Origin of the sequence: Shewanella sp. SW32 (assembly GCF_025653365.1) — a bacterium.
Classification (GTDB): Bacteria; Pseudomonadota; Gammaproteobacteria; order Enterobacterales; family Shewanellaceae; genus Shewanella; species Shewanella oncorhynchi.
In genome coordinates this window covers 102,143-118,763 of sequence record NZ_JAKKSJ010000002.1, presented here as the reverse complement: position 1 = coordinate 118,763, position 16,621 = coordinate 102,143, and the positions used below count along the sequence as shown (strand labels likewise).

At 47.3% G+C, this 16,621-nt stretch carries 12 protein-coding genes; 9 read left to right on the top strand and 3 right to left on the bottom strand.

Annotated elements, in window-relative coordinates; all coding sequences use genetic code 11:
- Nucleotides 1-224: 224 nt before the first annotated feature.
- Both ybaK and L5M28_RS01655 read right to left on the bottom strand, forming a co-directional pair.
- Nucleotides 225-701, bottom strand: coding sequence for a Cys-tRNA(Pro) deacylase (ybaK, locus tag L5M28_RS01660; RefSeq protein ID WP_263197278.1), 477 nt, complete (start codon nucleotides 699-701; stop codon nucleotides 225-227).
- Nucleotides 702-820: 119 nt separating this feature from the next.
- Nucleotides 821-1,741 carry a DMT family transporter gene (locus L5M28_RS01655; protein WP_113941182.1) on the bottom strand — a complete coding sequence of 307 codons (921 nt, stop codon included), beginning with the start codon at nucleotides 1,739-1,741 and terminating at the stop codon, nucleotides 821-823.
- Between the two features lie 288 nt (nucleotides 1,742-2,029).
- Here L5M28_RS01655 and dnaK point away from each other — a divergent pair, with 288 nt between their 5' ends.
- Entirely contained in the window at nucleotides 2,030-3,949 is a 1,920-nt protein-coding gene (gene dnaK, locus L5M28_RS01650) for a molecular chaperone DnaK (protein WP_105251655.1), read from the top strand.
- 110 nt (nucleotides 3,950-4,059) lie between these two features.
- Nucleotides 4,060-5,196 (top strand): molecular chaperone DnaJ, encoded by a 1,137-nt coding sequence (gene dnaJ / locus L5M28_RS01645; protein WP_113941183.1) that lies wholly within the window; start codon nucleotides 4,060-4,062, stop codon nucleotides 5,194-5,196.
- Nucleotides 5,197-6,441: 1,245 nt separating this feature from the next.
- On the opposite strand, the gene L5M28_RS01640 is transcribed toward dnaJ, so the two are convergent.
- Nucleotides 6,442-6,720, bottom strand: coding sequence for a DNA polymerase III subunit epsilon (locus L5M28_RS01640; protein ID WP_263172723.1), 279 nt, complete (start codon nucleotides 6,718-6,720; stop codon nucleotides 6,442-6,444).
- A gap of 542 nt (nucleotides 6,721-7,262) precedes the next feature.
- Between L5M28_RS01640 and L5M28_RS01635 the strand changes: the two genes are divergently transcribed.
- From L5M28_RS01635 to carB, 7 genes are all read left to right on the top strand, one after another.
- Nucleotides 7,263-8,594, top strand: coding sequence for a DEAD/DEAH box helicase (locus L5M28_RS01635; RefSeq protein WP_263172721.1), 1,332 nt, complete (start codon nucleotides 7,263-7,265; stop codon nucleotides 8,592-8,594).
- Nucleotides 8,595-8,731: 137 nt separating this feature from the next.
- Complete coding sequence (locus tag L5M28_RS01630) at nucleotides 8,732-9,316, top strand: GNAT family N-acetyltransferase (RefSeq protein ID WP_263197286.1); 585 nt, start codon at nucleotides 8,732-8,734, stop codon at nucleotides 9,314-9,316.
- A gap of 149 nt (nucleotides 9,317-9,465) precedes the next feature.
- Entirely contained in the window at nucleotides 9,466-10,275 is an 810-nt protein-coding gene (locus L5M28_RS01625; protein ID WP_168822741.1) for a M48 family metallopeptidase, read from the top strand.
- 218 nt (nucleotides 10,276-10,493) lie between these two features.
- A complete protein-coding gene (locus L5M28_RS01620) occupies nucleotides 10,494-11,111 on the top strand; it encodes an FKBP-type peptidyl-prolyl cis-trans isomerase (RefSeq protein ID WP_006083907.1) in 618 nt (205 codons plus the stop codon).
- A 71-nt stretch (nucleotides 11,112-11,182) separates the two neighbouring features.
- Nucleotides 11,183-11,995, top strand: a complete 813-nt coding sequence (dapB, locus tag L5M28_RS01615; RefSeq protein WP_006082785.1) for a 4-hydroxy-tetrahydrodipicolinate reductase — start codon at nucleotides 11,183-11,185, stop codon at nucleotides 11,993-11,995.
- A gap of 168 nt (nucleotides 11,996-12,163) precedes the next feature.
- Entirely contained in the window at nucleotides 12,164-13,324 is a 1,161-nt protein-coding gene (gene carA, locus L5M28_RS01610) for a glutamine-hydrolyzing carbamoyl-phosphate synthase small subunit (protein ID WP_113941188.1), read from the top strand.
- A 27-nt stretch (nucleotides 13,325-13,351) separates the two neighbouring features.
- The gene (gene carB / locus L5M28_RS01605; RefSeq protein ID WP_105251663.1) at nucleotides 13,352-16,576 is read left to right on the top strand and encodes a carbamoyl-phosphate synthase large subunit; all 3,225 of its coding nucleotides are present in this window, start codon (nucleotides 13,352-13,354) and stop codon (nucleotides 16,574-16,576) included.
- Nucleotides 16,577-16,621 lie beyond the last annotated feature (45 nt).

The following is a 16,621-nucleotide window of genomic DNA, read 5'->3' as shown; positions in this document are numbered from 1 at the left end:
TATCCTTAGTCGATTTGTATCTCAGTACAATTTATAGACGGATATCTCGGCTTTATCAAACGCTTTCCATTGTTAGACTCAGTACGCTGGCCAGTTTGTTGCCGTTTGAGCCTTGTTCATCATTTATCTAATATGAGCGCGTACAACTTAAAGTGGAGTGAATTGCTTACTTAACGTCGAATGACTTGTGCTTAATGTGGTCGAGATAGCTTAAAGCATCTAGCTTAAATCATCTTGATATCGGCAAATTCGCCTTTGCAAAGCAGGGCTAAGTCTGTTGCCGCTAAGCTTATTTCTAAACCGCGTCTGCCGGCGCTCACATAGATTCTATCGAAGCCTTGAGCGCTGGCATCAATCAAGGTTGGCAATTGTTTCTTTTGCGCTAAGGGACTAATACCGCCAACCAGATAGCCTGAGGATTTTTGTGCTAGGTCGGCATTGGCCATTTGTAGTTTCTTTTGTCTTAAGCATTTAGCTACGGCTTTTAGATTAAGCTGATGATCGACGGGCACGAGCGCGACGGCAATCGGCGCATGAGCTTTGTCGATGGCAACTAAAAGGGTTTTAAATACTTGCGCGGGTTCGAGCCCTAAGGTGTTAGCGGCTTCTTCGCCGTAGGCGGCGCAGTGTGGATCGTGGCTGTACTCTAAGATATCAAACGCGATCTTGGCTTTTTTCGCCAATCGGACGGCCGGGGTCATTTTATACTCCTTCACAAAATGGGAGATATTAGCGCTTAATCTTGGCTTAAAATGTTAGCCAGCTCTTTTAATTGGCTCATTGCCGTGAGCTAACATTATTTAAGGCTGCTACCCAACGATTATTCCGCTAGCTTTGTGCTTATCTTGTTTTTACGCTCTAAATAACGGGGCAGAAGTTGCTGTAACATCATCCCCGATAAAATAAAGGCTAGGCCGAGATAGGTTGCCATCGCAATCGTTTCTTGCAAAATCCACGCGATAAAACCAATCGACATCACAGGAGATAAAAACACCATAGTGCTGATGTTCGCAGTGCGAGTGGCGGTTTTCAGCGCCATTAACCAGAGCACAAAGGTAATGCCCATTTCAAACAAGCCCACATACATACCTGCAAATATCGCCTTAAGACTAAAACTGGGTAGGGTATCTGTCAGCACTAAGGTGACGGCAATAAAAGGTAAGCCGATAAGAAAACTCAATAATAAACTGACCACAGGATCGCCTTGATCTTTGGTGTTGACGATCCAATATAGGCACCAGAGTAAGGTGCTGGTCAGCGCCAATCCGATACCGAGCGGGCTATCAAAACTAAAGCCGCTGATATCGCCGCCGGTAGCAATGATAAACACGCCTGTATAGGCAATCAGCGCGGCAGCTATGTCGCTCTTACGCAAATGTTGCTTTAACAAAGGCGCGGCCAGTAACGGTAGTAATACCGCCCAAGTGTAATTAAGTGACAACGCTTGCTGCGCTGGCAGTAAGGAATACGCTTTAAATAGCACGACATAGTAAAGGAAGGGATTGATGAGTCCAGTCACCAGATAAAACATGGGGCGGCGTAAAAACTGTTGCTTGAGTAAGGAAAGCTTTTTTTGCCAAGCAAGGATTCCGGCAAGGGCAATAATCGAAGTGAGTACGGCAACAAACACCAGTTGCAGCGGTGTGTAGTAACTCAAGGCAATCTTAAAGGCAGTGGCCACTGTAGACCAGAGAAAGACCGCCGCCATGCCATACACGTACGCTAAATTCGAAGACTTCACTCTGCTACCTTACTAGGATAAACATCCGCCAAATGTGGGCCGATTGAATAACAGCTTTGGTTGATAAGCAAGACTATTTTATGTGATTGGATATTTTATCCCGCTGTAGATGCGAGAAAGATAAATCAGAAAATTTTTTTGTTCGCCCTTGTAATTAAATTCCCTGTCCCAATATAGGTATCAAGGCAGAGAAGGTGGCCAACGATGGACTTGATATTTCAACCGTCTAGCCCCATATCAAAACCAACTAAACAAATTTAGATTGAATGAAATTTTTCGGAGGACCTCATGGGTAAAATTATTGGTATCGACTTAGGCACAACAAACTCTTGTGTAGCTGTCCTCGATGGTGGCAAAGCACGTGTGTTAGAAAACGCTGAAGGCGATCGCACAACCCCGTCAATCATCGCTTATACAGATGATGAAACCATTGTCGGTTCGCCAGCAAAACGTCAAGCTGTGACTAACCCGACTAACACATTCTTCGCGATTAAGCGTTTGATTGGTCGTCGCTTTAAAGATGACGAAGTCCAACGTGACGTGAACATCATGCCATTCAAAATCATTGCAGCCGACAACGGTGATGCATGGGTTGAATCGCGTGGCAATAAGATGGCTCCACCACAAGTTTCTGCAGAAATCTTGAAAAAGATGAAGAAAACCGCAGAAGACTTTTTAGGTGAAGAAGTAACAGAAGCGGTTATTACTGTTCCTGCTTACTTTAACGATTCACAACGTCAAGCGACTAAAGATGCGGGTCGTATCGCAGGTCTTGATGTTAAACGTATTATCAACGAACCAACGGCTGCAGCATTAGCCTACGGTATCGATAAGAAACAAGGCGACAACATTGTTGCAGTATACGATTTAGGTGGTGGTACATTTGATATCTCTATCATCGAAATCGACAGCAACGATGGCGACCAAACATTTGAAGTGTTGGCAACCAACGGTGACACCCACTTAGGTGGTGAAGACTTTGACAACCGTTTGATCAACTACTTAGCTGACGAATTCAAGAAAGAGCAAGGCTTAGATCTGCGTAAAGATCCATTAGCAATGCAACGTCTGAAAGAAGCAGCAGAAAAAGCGAAAATTGAACTTTCAAGCACCAACCACACTGAAGTGAACCTGCCATACATCACGGCAGACGCAACAGGTCCTAAGCATTTAGTGATTAAAATCACTCGTGCTAAATTGGAATCACTGGTTGAAGACTTGATTATCCGTACATTAGAGCCACTAAAAGTTGCCCTGGCTGATGCAGATTTATCTGTAACAGACATCAACGAAGTGATTCTAGTGGGTGGTCAAACACGTATGCCTAAGGTTCAAGAAGCAGTGACAAACTTCTTCGGCAAAGAACCTCGTAAAGACGTGAACCCAGACGAAGCGGTAGCCGTAGGTGCTGCAATTCAAGCGGGCGTACTGTCAGGCGACGTGAAAGACGTATTACTGTTAGACGTAACACCACTGTCTCTGGGTATCGAAACCATGGGCAGCGTGATGACTAAGTTGATTGAAAAGAACACTACTATTCCTACTAAGGCGCAGCAAGTGTTCTCAACAGCCGATGACAACCAAAACGCAGTGACGATTCACGTACTGCAAGGTGAGCGTAAGCAAGCGAGCGCGAACAAGTCATTAGGCCAGTTCAACTTAGACGGTATTGAGCCAGCTCCACGTGGCCAGCCACAAATTGAAGTGATGTTCGACATCGATGCCGATGGTATTCTGCATGTGTCTGCGACAGACAAGAAAACCGGCAAGAAACAAAACATCACCATCAAAGCTTCTTCTGGCTTAAGCGAAGAAGAAGTGGCGCAAATGGTACGTGATGCCGAAGCTCACGCAGATGAAGACAAGAAGTTTGAAGAGTTAGTGCAAGCACGCAACCAAGCTGACGGCTTAGTCCACGCGACTAAGAAACAAGTGGAAGAAGCGGGTGATGCATTGCCAAGCGAAGACAAAGAGAAAATCCAAGCTGCTATGGCCGCTGTTGACACTGCCAGCAAAGGCAATGACAAAGAAGCCATTGAAAAGGCAACTCAAAACTTGATCGAAGCATCTGCTAAGCTGATGGAAATCGCTCAAGCTAAGTCTCAAGCTCAAGGCGGCGACAATGCCGACGCGGGCAAACAGGCTAACGCTGCTGCCGATGACGTTGTCGATGCTGAATTCGAAGAAGTGAAAGACGACAAGAAATAATGACTTGTTTTCAATCAAATAGATTGATTTCAAAGCGTTAATTTCTAGGCGGGCGTTACGGGGCAACCCTAACGCCCGTTTGTTCAACACCAGCTGAGAAGCATGAGATTATGTCAAAGCGAGATTATTACGAAGTATTAGGTGTCAGTCGTGACACCAGCGAACGTGAAATTAAAAAGGCCTACAAACGTCTGGCCATGAAATTTCACCCAGATCGCAACCCAGGCGACAAAACCGCAGAAGCTAACTTTAAAGAAATTAAAGAAGCCTACGAGATCCTAACCGACGCCGACAAAAAAGCGGCCTACGACCAATTTGGTCATGCGGGTGTGGATCCTAATCGCGGTGGCGGTGGTTACGGTGGTGGTCAAGGCGATTTCGGTGATATTTTCGGTGATGTCTTTGGCGATATTTTCGGCGGTGGACGTCGTGGTGGCGGTCAACGCCAAGCGGCCCGCGGCTCAGATTTACGTTACAACCTAGAGTTATCACTGGAAGAAGCCGTTAAAGGCTTAACCAAAGAACTGCGTATCCCAACGCTGGCGACTTGCGATCTATGTGAAGGCAGCGGCGCTAAAAAAGGCACCTCTGCAACCACTTGTGGCACCTGTCATGGTCAAGGCCAAGTCCAAATGCGCCAAGGTTTCTTTGCGGTGCAGCAGCCTTGTCCAACCTGTCATGGCCGCGGTAAGATCATCAAAGATCCTTGCACTAAGTGTCATGGCGATGGCCGTGTTGAAAAGAGCAAAACCTTATCGGTTAAGATCCCAGCCGGCGTTGATACGGGCGACCGTATTCGTTTAGCGGGTGAAGGCGAAGCGGGTGAGTTTGGTGCGCCTCCAGGGGATTTATACGTTCAGGTCAGCGTGCGTGAGCATGCGATTTTCGTCCGTGATGGCAACAACCTTTACTGCGAAGTGCCGATATCCTTCAGTAAAGCGGCCCTAGGCGGTGAGATTGAAGTGCCAACACTGGATGGTAAAGTCAGCCTGAAGATCCCAGCCGAAACGCAAACGGGCCGTATGTTCCGTTTACGTGGCAAAGGCGTCAAGTCGGTTCGCAGCCATGCGGTAGGCGACTTGCTCTGCAAAGTGGTTATGGAAACCCCAGTTAACTTAAACGATCGTCAAAAAGAACTGTTACGCGAATTTGAAGCCACCTTAACTGGTGAGTCGAAAAAACACAGCCCAAAGGCTGAGGGCTTTTTCGATGGCGTGAAAAAGTTCTTTCAAGATCTGAATAGCTAACTTGGTTTCGCTGCTAATGATATTAGTAGCGCGCTAGATGAATAAAGCCCTGCAATGGTTAACCTTGCAGGGCTTTTTTATGTCACAAATCTAGTTTGATATTTCGATTCTTTTTAAAAGAAAAGTCAAAGTCGTGGGGCTTCACCCCACACCCGACCAAGGAGGACTGCTCGTCCTATCCTCCTTGGATGCTCCATGACGCCCCTAACGGAGTTGAAAGCCCCTTGTGCTCATTGTCAAATTTGCTATCGCTTCCGAAGGATGCGTCCCTGCACCTGCGAAAGCTAGCTTGCCATCCATGGCAAGACTCACGCAATTTGTCTATTCGCCCTGCGGCAACTCCGAGGGGATGGTGTATTCCTTGGATCTTGGTGTTATTTAACGATGGCTTGTTGAATTTAATGATGAGGTTAGCTTCTCAATCAGTAATGAATCTCTGTAGTAAATTGAGGCGGCACTAAATAAGGCATCCCAATTTTCATATATAGTGTTTAGTTTGATGTGGTTATTCCACTCTGTAGACTTTAGAGCGTCAGCGTTAAAGTTTGGGATTTTCGCTGCAATTACTAGCTCTTCAAATGTTAAGAAGTTAGAACAACCTTTAAGGAATTCTGAAGTAAGGATATTTGAGAGCATACAACTCATAGGCTTATCTTTGTCGAGACGAATTTGATTAATGCAGGGGTTACATATAAGAAATAAATCCTGCCGAATTACAATAAAGTTCTTTCTATCGTAAGAGGAAAATGACCTCTTGCAGTGTTGACATTGGTGTGAAAATTCACCTAGTGGTGAGACGACTAACCCGATTTCATTAAGTATTGACTGACAAGAGTTGCATACAAAACCTGAGTGTCCTAGAAGGTCAACTTTAAATTTTTCTGATTGATAGTTGATAAATGTATTACATCTTGCACAGATACAATTGGACTTTGAGGAGTAGTGAAAAATTATCCAGATAAGTGTAATTAATGGGCCTACTATGGTTAATAGTGTTGTTAGCACATTATTCATCTATTTGACCTAATATGACAAAATATCTGATATATCGATAAGCATACCCTATGGTGGGAAATAGAAGAAATCTTATATCTTATGAGCCGAAGACATTTTTATTGGCTATCGAATAATATCGTGGGTGATGCCCCACGACGTTGATTTTGATTTGGATTTAAAAATCCAAACGAAGTTTGGAGATAGGGTATGCGTGAGCCATCAATGATGATCAATGGCTCTTTTGAGAAGTTACTCTTCTGTATTAGTAAATGCGGCTTCTACTTTCTCTAACTCTTGCTCGGTTTTCAGCTGAAACGCTTGCTGCTTTTTAAGTTTGGCTTCTTCTTCAAGAGCGGCTTCTCTTTGTTTAAATTCGTGTCTCTCTGGTTTAGTTAGAAACTTAAACGCGAGCTTGTTGCCCAGCACGTAGGCGACCACGTCTTCGCCTTTTGTGCGGCGTTCATCGACGCGTTGTGAAAAACGGGCGTTATCGCGGGCTTTACGTTCTTCGGCATTTAACTTACTCATAATCTTTTCTCCTCATTTAGTTAATCACGGTAGTGTTCCACTACGTTCAGTTAAACAAATGAGTTGTGTTGCACATTCATAAAGCTGATTGGGCGGGATTCTACCATAAGCGCTCACGAAAGCTGTGGGATTAAAATCTACCATCCCATCACCTGCGTTAACTTTGCGCACATAAGAAAGATGCGGCTAGAGTCTCTTTTAAGATAAACCATGAACACCGAAGTGACAGGCATTCACCTATTCCTGCGAACTGGCCGTTAGACATGAACCTTGTCGGCAGGGGAGATCCAAGAGGAGATTGCAGTTGATTCTCTTTAGGTCGGCTATTGATTTGACCTTTGGTTTAGAAATTCAAACGAAGTTTCAAACTAGACTTTCTTAGTGGCGTAACGCAAATGCCGTAACTGTATTGTTGCAAACCGTACCGTTACAAACCGTACCGTTGCAAACTGGTCAAGGCTTGCGTAAAAGCCGAAACAACATTGGTATTCAAAGGCAACTCTCAGTAAACTTTCGCTCCCATGTTTTGATCCGGTGCTGTGATGACCTTTCCCGAGCTTTCTTCTTCCCCTGAGTCGTTAACTTTTGCTGAGCTTGGCATAAATTCGGCGTTACTAAAGGCCTTGCCTGCAAGTCTTAAACATCCGACAAAGGTGCAGCAACTCTCGATTCCGGCCATTCTTGCAGGACGGGATTTGTTAGCCTTAGCACAAACTGGTAGCGGGAAAACCTTAGCCTTTGGTTTGCCACTCCTACAACAAATTTTGTTGCAACAGCAAACACAGTTGCAGGGCACAAAGTCTGTACAGCCTCCAAATGCACTGGCGTTAGTGCTGGTGCCAACACGGGAATTAGCGCTGCAAGTGACTGAGGCGCTGCAAACAGTGGCGAGTCAGTTATCGACTTCGTTGAACATTCAGCTTCTGTGTGGTGGAGTCGCGCTGGAAGACCAATTAGCCGAACTTGCAGCCAAGCCGCAGGTGTTAGTGGCAACCCCTGGACGTTTACTGGACTTATGCAAACAGTCCCACGTCAGCCTCGATTCGATAAAACATCTTGTGCTGGATGAGGCTGACCGTCTGTTGGAAATGGGGTTTTGGCCCGATGTGCAAAAGCTGATGGCGTTTATGCCTAAGCTTAAGCAAACCTCGTTGTTTTCTGCCACCTTGCCCGAGGCTTTGGATACATTGGCGGGCAAGCTACTGGTGAATAAGCCGCTGCGGGTCGAAGCTCACAAGGTGAATTCAGTGGCTGGTGAAATCGAAGAACAACTCTATTTAGTCAACAAGGGCAGCAAAGCACAGGCATTGATTGCTCTGTTAAAACAGTATCAATGGCCGCAGGTGTTGGTGTTTATCAGCGCCCGCGATGATGCCGATGCCGTCGCTAAACGGCTCGCTAAAGCGGGGATGAAAGTTGCCGCGCTGCACGGTGAAAAAGAGCAAACCGTTCGCAGCCAAACCTTGGCCGACTTTAAAGCCAATCGTATCCAAGTATTAGTGGCGACAGATTTGATGGCGCGCGGCATTCATGTTGATGCCTTGCCTGTCGTCATCAATTTGGATTTGCCCATGAGTGCGCCTGTATACGTGCACCGCATTGGCCGCACCGCGCGCGCTGGCGAAAAAGGGCTGGCGATTTCCCTCGTGTGCCACGGTGAAATGGCGACCTTAACGGCGATCCGTAGTTTAACCGCGCGGGAGTTACCGCTGGCATTATTGGCTGACTTTCCGGTAACGGATAAGCCGAGTGAAAATACCAGTGATGGCACCACTGAGAGCAAAGTTGAGCGTAAGCGACCACCACGGGATAAACAGGCGAATCGCCGTAGCATCAATAAGCACAGCGCCAAAGAGTTTAAAGGTAAGCGCTGAGCTTGAAGCTATTCATAGCGTTCAAGTTTGGCGTGCCACAATCACTAAACAGATAACAGAATAAAGCGCATTGGCCGCTGTTATCACTTTCGCTCTGGGTGTAACTTAGTGACTTATTTACATTAAGGAGCTAAGTCATGGGATCGACATTGGCGTTAAGCAAAGCACTTCATAAAGTGGTGAATAACGGTTTAACGACCGAGCACTTTGTACTTAGGCCATTCCAGCGAGCGGATCTTGAGGCTTTTACCGCCTATCGAGCCGACCCTAAGGTCGCCAAATATCAAAGCTGGACGGATTACCGCTATAGCGATGCACTCGCGTTGTTCGAGAAGATGGATTATGCACAATTTGGTGCGGTTGATACTTGGTTTCAGCTTGCGATTGTTACTGGCGCGTTGGGAACAACACCGACCCAATTAGTTGGCGATCTGGCGCTGCACTTTATTGATGAGCAGCAGGTAGAAATCGGCTTTACGATTGCGCCTGAACATCAAGGTAAACATGTTGCTTTTGAGGCCGTCAGCGCATTGCTGGATTACCTCTTTATTGAATTGCATCAGCATAGAGTTATTGCCATCACCGATGCACAAAATCTTGCCTGCTGTCGCTTACTCGAAAAACTCCGCTTTAGGCGCGAAGCCCATTATGTGAAAAACATCTTCTTTAAAGGCGCGTGGGGCGATGAGTTCGTCTATGCCTTGTTAAAGGAAGAGTATTAATTCCTTTTAGGTGCAAAGTATCGCTAACGCGCGCCGCCAGTGTTTCTCTATTTGGCTTATCTTGTCTATCTCAGTAAAATCTTGCCATTAGTTGAGCCCGTGTTGGCTCAAAGATCTTCACGCCCGTCATGGGATTTAAGGAGTGCCACATGAAATCAATGCGTTTAGGCTTAGTGGGTATGGCGGTCGTGCTCGGATTATCGGCCTGTGCGACCACGCAATCGCCAACGGGGCGAGGGCAGACCTTGTTGTATTCAGCGGCGCAAATGCAGCAGATGGGCGATTCCTCCTTCGAGGAAATGAAAAAACAGCAAAAAGTGAGTAGTGATAAAAAGCTGACGCAATACGTCAATTGTGTCGCTAATCGTATTACTGCAGTGCTGCCGGACCAAACCCAGCGCTGGGATGTGGTTTTGTTTGACTCAGAACAAGTCAACGCTTTTGCTCTGCCGGGTGGGCATATTGGGGTTTATACCGGATTGCTAAAGGTTGCTAAGGGGCCAGATCAGCTTGCCACGGTGCTCGGTCACGAAGTCGCGCATGTGTTGGCGCAACATGGTAACGAGCAGGTTTCCCGTGGGCAGCTAACGGGCGTTGGAATGCAGATTGCCGATGCGGCGCTAGGGGCGAGTGGTGTGTCGAATCGCGACTTATATATGTCGGCGTTAGGACTCGGTGCTCAGGTGGGGGTTATTCTGCCTTTTGGTCGCGCCCAAGAGAGCGAAGCCGATATCATGGGCGTAGAGTTAATGGCTCGAGCGGGTTTCAATCCGGCTCAGAGTGTTGAGTTATGGCAGAATATGTCGAAGGTGGGCGGTAGCCAAGGGCCGGAGTTATTATCGACCCATCCATCAAACAGTAATCGCATTGCTCAGCTGCAACAATTGCAAGCACAGATGCAGCCACTTTATGCCAGTGCTAAAGCGCAGGTGAAGAATCAATGTGTGGCGCCGAAATAAGCTGAAGTCTATTAAGATCTAAGTGCCCGTTTGGTGAGTGTTCGCTGTCGTTTGCGCAGAGATATGTGTCCTTAACCTATTTATGCTTTTGGATAAATACGCAATAAGTGTGTAAAAAAGCCTCCTTAGTTAAATAAGCAGTCAGTTTATCAGCATAGCTCGCTGAACTATGGTAAACTGGCGCGCAAAATTCCACTGATAATTGAGAGTCGTTAATTATGTCTGATAAATTCAGTACTGTTGAACAGCAAGCAAGCTACGGTGTAGGCCGTCAAATGGGTGAGCAACTGGCCGCCAATTCTTTTGATGGCGTGGATATTCCAGCCGTTCAAGCGGGTTTAGCCGATGCGTTTGCCGGTTTAGAAAGTGCTGTGTCTATGCAAGATCTGCAAGTTGCTTTCACTGAAATTAGCGGTCGTATTCAAGCTGCTCAAGAGCAAGCTGCTGCTGCTGCGTCTGCTGAAGGCGATGCTTTCTTAGCTGAAAATGCTAAGCGTGATGGCGTGACTGTGACTGACTCTGGTCTGCAGTTCGAAGTATTAGTCCAAGGTGACGGTGCTACTCCAACTTACGAAGATACTGTTCGTACTCACTACCATGGTTCTTTCATCAATGGTGATGTGTTTGACAGCTCTGTAGTTCGTGGCCAACCTGCTGAGTTCCCAGTTTCTGGTGTTATCGCTGGCTGGACTGAAGCACTGCAACTGATGCCAGTAGGCACTAAGTTGAAATTATTTGTGCCACATCACTTAGCTTACGGTGAGCGCGGCGCGGGGGCATCGATTCCTCCTTATTCAACTTTGGTATTCGAAGTTGAATTATTAGATATCATCTAATATTGAAAAAACGCCTAAGCCTGTCTTAGGCGTTTTCTTATGGAATACAAAGAAAGATTGAGGAGATTGAAATGAGTGGACAAGTGAGAGTGGCAATCGTCGGTGCCGGTGGTCGTATGGGACGCACTCTTATTGAAGCGGCCTACAATCACGACCATATTTTACTGGGTGCCGCCATTGAGCGCGCTGGCTCTAGTTTAGTGGGCGTGGATGCGGGTGAGCTAGCTGGTGTGGGTAAATTAAAGGTCATGATCATGGATTCGCTGGATTACGCGACCGATGATTTTGATGTTTTGATTGATTTCACTGCGCCAGACGCCAGTATTGTCCATTTAGATTGGTGTGTGCGCCATAAGAAAGCCATGGTGATCGGCACAACCGGTTTCAATCATGCTCAAAAAGAACAGATCAATGCCTTTGCCGAGCAAACGCCGGTAGTGATGGCGCCGAATATGTCTGTGGGTGTCAACCTGATGTGGAAATTGCTCGAACTGGCTGCCGAAGTCATGGGTGATTACACGGATATCGAAATTATCGAAGGTCACCACAGACACAAAAAAGATGCGCCGTCGGGTACAGCCCTGAAAATGGGTGAAGTGATTGCTAAGACCTTAGGTCGCGATCTTGAGAAATGTGCAGTGTATGGCCGCGAGGGGATCACAGGTGAACGTGACCGTGAAACTATCGGTTTTGCGACTATTCGTGCCGGTGACTTAGTCGGTGAACATACGGCCATGTTTGCCGATATCGGTGAGCGTTTAGAGATCACCCATAAAGCCTCGAGCCGTATGACCTTTGCTAACGGCGCTATGCGCGCCGCCCACTGGCTCGTGGAGCAAAAGCCGGGCTTGTATGATATGCAGCAGGTTTTAGGTTTGCATTAATATTAAAAACGCCGATATGGCGTTTTTTTTTGCACCCAGTTACCAGTGGGTGGACGGTTTCGCGTTTTTACTGTAAACTCGCTGGAATTTGTCAAAATTTCGTAAATTAGCGGAAATTGGTATCTTAACATAACATAAAAACATTATATTTCAGTGGCTTGGCTCTTTATGGAGGTCGCGTTGACAAAGTCTGCCTTACTCGTACTCGAAGATGGAACTGTATTCTCTGGCACAGCAATTGGTGCCGATGGTCTCTCTGTTGGTGAAGTTGTTTTTAACACTTCCATGACAGGATACCAAGAAATTTTAACTGATCCATCCTACTCACGCCAGATTGTAACATTAACCTACCCACACATAGGCAACACTGGTACCAATGATGAAGATATTGAATCCGATGGGGTTCACGCTTGTGGTCTTATCATTCGTGATCTTCCGCTCATCGCAAGTAGTTTCCGTAATCAACAAAGCTTAAGTGATTATCTCAAAGCGAACAATGTCGTTGGCATAGCAGATATCGATACCCGCAAGTTAACTCGTATTCTCCGTGAAAAAGGTGCTCAAGCCGGTTGTATTATGGCAGGTGCAGACTTAGACGAAGCAAAAGCGCTCGCCGCTGCCAAAGCTTTCCCCGGTTTAAAAGGCATGGATCTCGCTAAAGAAGTCACGACTAAAACTGCCTATCCATGGCGTAAAGGTAGTTGGCGTTTAGTGGGCGGCTTACCAGAAGATACGCCAGCAAATGAGCTTAAATACAAAGTAGTAGCCTACGACTACGGCGTTAAGCAAAACATTCTGCGTATGTTAGTGGATCGCGGTTGTGACGTTACCGTAGTGCCAGCTAAAACTTCAGCTGCCGAAGTGTTAGCGATGAATCCCGATGGTGTGTTCCTTTCGAACGGCCCTGGCGATCCAGAGCCATGCGATTACGCGATTGAAGCGATTCAACAAATTCTGAAAACCGACACGCCGATTTTCGGTATCTGTTTAGGTCATCAGCTACTCGCACTGGCCTCAGGTGCAAAAACCTTGAAGATGAAGTTTGGTCACCACGGTGCAAACCACCCAGTGAGCAATATCGAGAAAGGTAACGTGATGATCACCAGCCAAAACCACGGTTTTGCTGCCGATGAAACGACCTTACCAGCCAACATTAAGGTGACGCATAAGTCGCTGTTTGATGGTTCACTCCAAGGTATCCATCTCACGGACAAGCCCGCGTTCAGCTTCCAAGGTCATCCTGAAGCGAGCCCTGGCCCGAACGATGCCGCCCCGCTGTTCGATCACTTTATCGAGCTAATCGACATATACCGTCAGAACGCCAAGTAGTACGCTAGCTAGGAGAAGAGAGAAGCAATGCCAAAACGTACAGATATAAAGAGTATTCTTATCCTAGGCGCCGGCCCAATCGTGATTGGTCAGGCATGTGAATTTGACTATTCTGGCGCACAAGCGTGTAAAGCGCTGCGTGAAGAAGGCTACCGTGTCATTCTGGTGAACTCTAACCCTGCCACCATTATGACTGATCCAGAAATGGCCGATGCCACTTATATCGAGCCGATTCACTGGGAAGTGGTCCGTAACATTATTGCTAAAGAACGCCCAGATGCGATTCTGCCAACCATGGGCGGCCAAACCGCACTGAACTGCGCATTAGAACTTGAAGCCAAAGGCGTACTGAAGGAATTTAACGTCGAGATGATTGGCGCGACTGCCGATGCTATCGATAAAGCTGAAGACCGTAGCCGCTTTGATAAAGCGATGAAAAGTATTGGTCTTGATTGTCCGCGCGCGGGCATTGCCCACAATATGGACGAAGCTTATGGCGTACTTGATCAAGTGGGTTTCCCTTGCATTATCCGCCCATCTTTTACTATGGGTGGCTCGGGTGGCGGTATCGCTTACAACAGGGAAGAGTTCGAAGAGATCTGTTCACAGGGCTTAGAGTTATCGCCAACGAGTGAACTGCTGATCGACGAATCACTGATCGGTTGGAAAGAATACGAGATGGAAGTGGTCCGCGATCGCAACGATAACTGCATTATCGTCTGCGCCATCGAAAACTTCGATCCTATGGGTGTGCACACGGGCGACTCTATTACAGTTGCACCCGCGCAAACCCTGACTGATAAAGAATACCAAATCATGCGTAACGCCTCTATGGCCGTACTGCGTGAGATTGGTGTTGAGACCGGCGGTTCGAACGTACAGTTTGGTATTAACCCGAAAGATGGCCGTATGGTTATCATCGAGATGAACCCACGTGTATCGCGCTCTTCAGCATTAGCATCAAAAGCAACGGGTTTCCCAATTGCGAAAATCGCTGCTAAGTTAGCAGTTGGTTTCACTCTTGATGAGCTGATGAACGACATCACTGGCGGTCGCACGCCAGCGTCATTCGAGCCTGCTATCGATTACGTTGTGACTAAAGTGCCACGCTTTAACTTTGAAAAGTTTGCCGGCGCGAATGATCGCTTAACAACCCAGATGAAGTCTGTGGGTGAAGTGATGGCGATTGGCCGTACTTTCCAAGAGTCACTACAAAAAGCCTTACGTGGTTTAGAGGTTAGCCGTAACGGTCTAGATCCTGTCACAGATATGTCTAAACCTGAGGCGATGTCGCGTATTCGCCACGAGCTGAAAGAGCCTGGTTGCGACCGTATTTGGTACATAGCCGATGCGATGCGTGCGGGGCTGAGCTTAGATGAAATCTTTAAACTGACCAATATCGACCCTTGGTTCCTCGTGCAAATCGAAGAGCTGGTTCAGCTCGAAGGTGTTGTCGCTGAAGCGGGTCTGGCGGGTCTGGATATCGACTTACTGCGTAAGCTGAAACGTAAAGGTTTTGCCGATGCGCGTTTGGCCGATGTATTAGGCGTGAACGAAGCCGAAGTGCGTAAGCTGCGTGATAAGTTCGACCTGCACCCAGTCTATAAGCGTGTGGATACCTGTGCGGCAGAGTTTGCGACAGACACAGCTTACATGTACTCAACGTATGAAGAAGAATGTGAAGCTAACCCATCGACCCGTGACAAAATCATGGTGTTAGGTGGCGGGCCAAACCGTATCGGTCAAGGTATTGAGTTCGATTATTGCTGTGTGCACGCGGCGTTAGCGCTACGTGAAGACGGCTATGAAACCATCATGGTGAACTGTAACCCTGAAACCGTTTCAACCGACTACGACACTTCAGACCGTCTGTACTTCGAACCCGTCACACTGGAAGACGTATTAGAAATCGTCCGTATCGAGAAGCCAAAGGGCGTTATCGTGCAGTACGGTGGTCAAACGCCATTGAAATTGGCCCGTGCCTTAGAAGCCGCTGGCGTACCTGTCATTGGTACTAGCCCAGATGCCATCGACCGCGCCGAAGACCGTGAGCGTTTCCAGCAAGCTATTCAACGCTTAGAGATGAAGCAGCCTGAAAATGATACCGTGACTACGGTTGAAGGTGCTGTGATTGCCGCTGAGCGTATCGGTTATCCGCTAGTTGTGCGTCCATCCTATGTACTGGGCGGCCGCGCGATGGAAATCGTCTATGATAAGCAAGATTTGCTACGTTACTTCAACGAAGCCGTGAGCGTATCGAACGCGTCGCCAGTATTGCTCGATCGTTTCTTAGATGATGCGATTGAAGTGGATATCGACGCAGTATGTGACGGTGAAATCGTGGTGATTGGCGCGATTATGGAGCATATAGAACAAGCGGGTGTTCACTCAGGTGACTCAGGTTGTTCGCTGCCGCCATACACGCTAAGCCAAGAAATCCAAGATCGTATGCGCGTTCAAGTCGGCAAGTTGGCGATGGAACTCGGTGTTGTCGGCCTGATGAACGTACAGTTCGCCGTGAAAGATAACGAAATCTATATGATTGAAGTTAACCCACGTGCTGCCCGTACTGTGCCATTCGTGTCCAAAGCGACCGGTGTGCCTTTAGCTAAGATCGCCGCGCGTGTGATGGCGGGTCAAAGCTTAACGTCGCAAAACTTCACTAAAGAAGTGATCCCACCTTTCTACTCAGTGAAAGAAGTGGTGTTGCCCTTTAATAAGTTCCCGGGTGTTGACCCACTGTTAGGCCCTGAAATGCGCTCTACCGGTGAAGTTATGGGTGTGGGCGATACGTTCGCCGAAGCCTATGCTAAGGCGCAGTTAGGTGCGACTTCTGAGGTGCCTAAGTCGGGTCGTGCATTATTGTCTGTGCGTAACAGCGATAAGAAACGCGTTGCCGATTTAGCGGCTAAGTTAATTGAGCTCGGTTACCAAATCGATGCGACTCATGGTACTGCGGTTATCCTAGGCGAAGCGGGTATCAACCCACGTTTAGTGAACAAAGTGCACGAAGGGCGTCCACACATTCTCGATCGCATCAAGAATGGTGAATACACTTATATCGTGAACACTACCGAAGGTCGCCAAGCGATTGAAGATTCTCGTCAATTGCGCCGCGGTGCACTGCGTTACAAAGTTAACTACACGACGACCATGAATGCTGCATTCGCCACTTGTATGGCCCATGCCGCCGATGATCGTACTAACGTGACTTCAGTACAAGAACTGCATCTGCGCGTATTGGCTAAATAAGCCACAGCGTTAATGTCGTTAATTAGAGGGCCGCATAACTTAGGT

What these genes read in the sequence shown, in the direction of transcription:
- dnaK (WP_105251655.1), top strand. Translation starts at nt 2,030, where the DNA reads ATGGGTAAAATTATTGGTATCGACTTAGGCACAACAAACTCTTGTGTA.
- carB (WP_105251663.1), top strand. Translation starts at nt 13,352, where the DNA reads ATGCCAAAACGTACAGATATAAAGAGTATTCTTATCCTAGGCGCCGGC.
- ybaK (WP_263197278.1), bottom strand. Translation starts at nt 701, where the DNA reads ATGACCCCGGCCGTCCGATTGGCGAAAAAAGCCAAGATCGCGTTTGAT.
- carA (WP_113941188.1), top strand. Translation starts at nt 12,164, where the DNA reads ATGGAGGTCGCGTTGACAAAGTCTGCCTTACTCGTACTCGAAGATGGA.
- L5M28_RS01640 (WP_263172723.1), bottom strand. Translation starts at nt 6,720, where the DNA reads ATGAGTAAGTTAAATGCCGAAGAACGTAAAGCCCGCGATAACGCCCGT.
- L5M28_RS01620 (WP_006083907.1), top strand. Translation starts at nt 10,494, where the DNA reads ATGTCTGATAAATTCAGTACTGTTGAACAGCAAGCAAGCTACGGTGTA.
- dnaJ (WP_113941183.1), top strand. Translation starts at nt 4,060, where the DNA reads ATGTCAAAGCGAGATTATTACGAAGTATTAGGTGTCAGTCGTGACACC.
- L5M28_RS01625 (WP_168822741.1), top strand. Translation starts at nt 9,466, where the DNA reads ATGAAATCAATGCGTTTAGGCTTAGTGGGTATGGCGGTCGTGCTCGGA.
- L5M28_RS01635 (WP_263172721.1), top strand. Translation starts at nt 7,263, where the DNA reads ATGACCTTTCCCGAGCTTTCTTCTTCCCCTGAGTCGTTAACTTTTGCT.
- L5M28_RS01630 (WP_263197286.1), top strand. Translation starts at nt 8,732, where the DNA reads ATGGGATCGACATTGGCGTTAAGCAAAGCACTTCATAAAGTGGTGAAT.
- dapB (WP_006082785.1), top strand. Translation starts at nt 11,183, where the DNA reads ATGAGTGGACAAGTGAGAGTGGCAATCGTCGGTGCCGGTGGTCGTATG.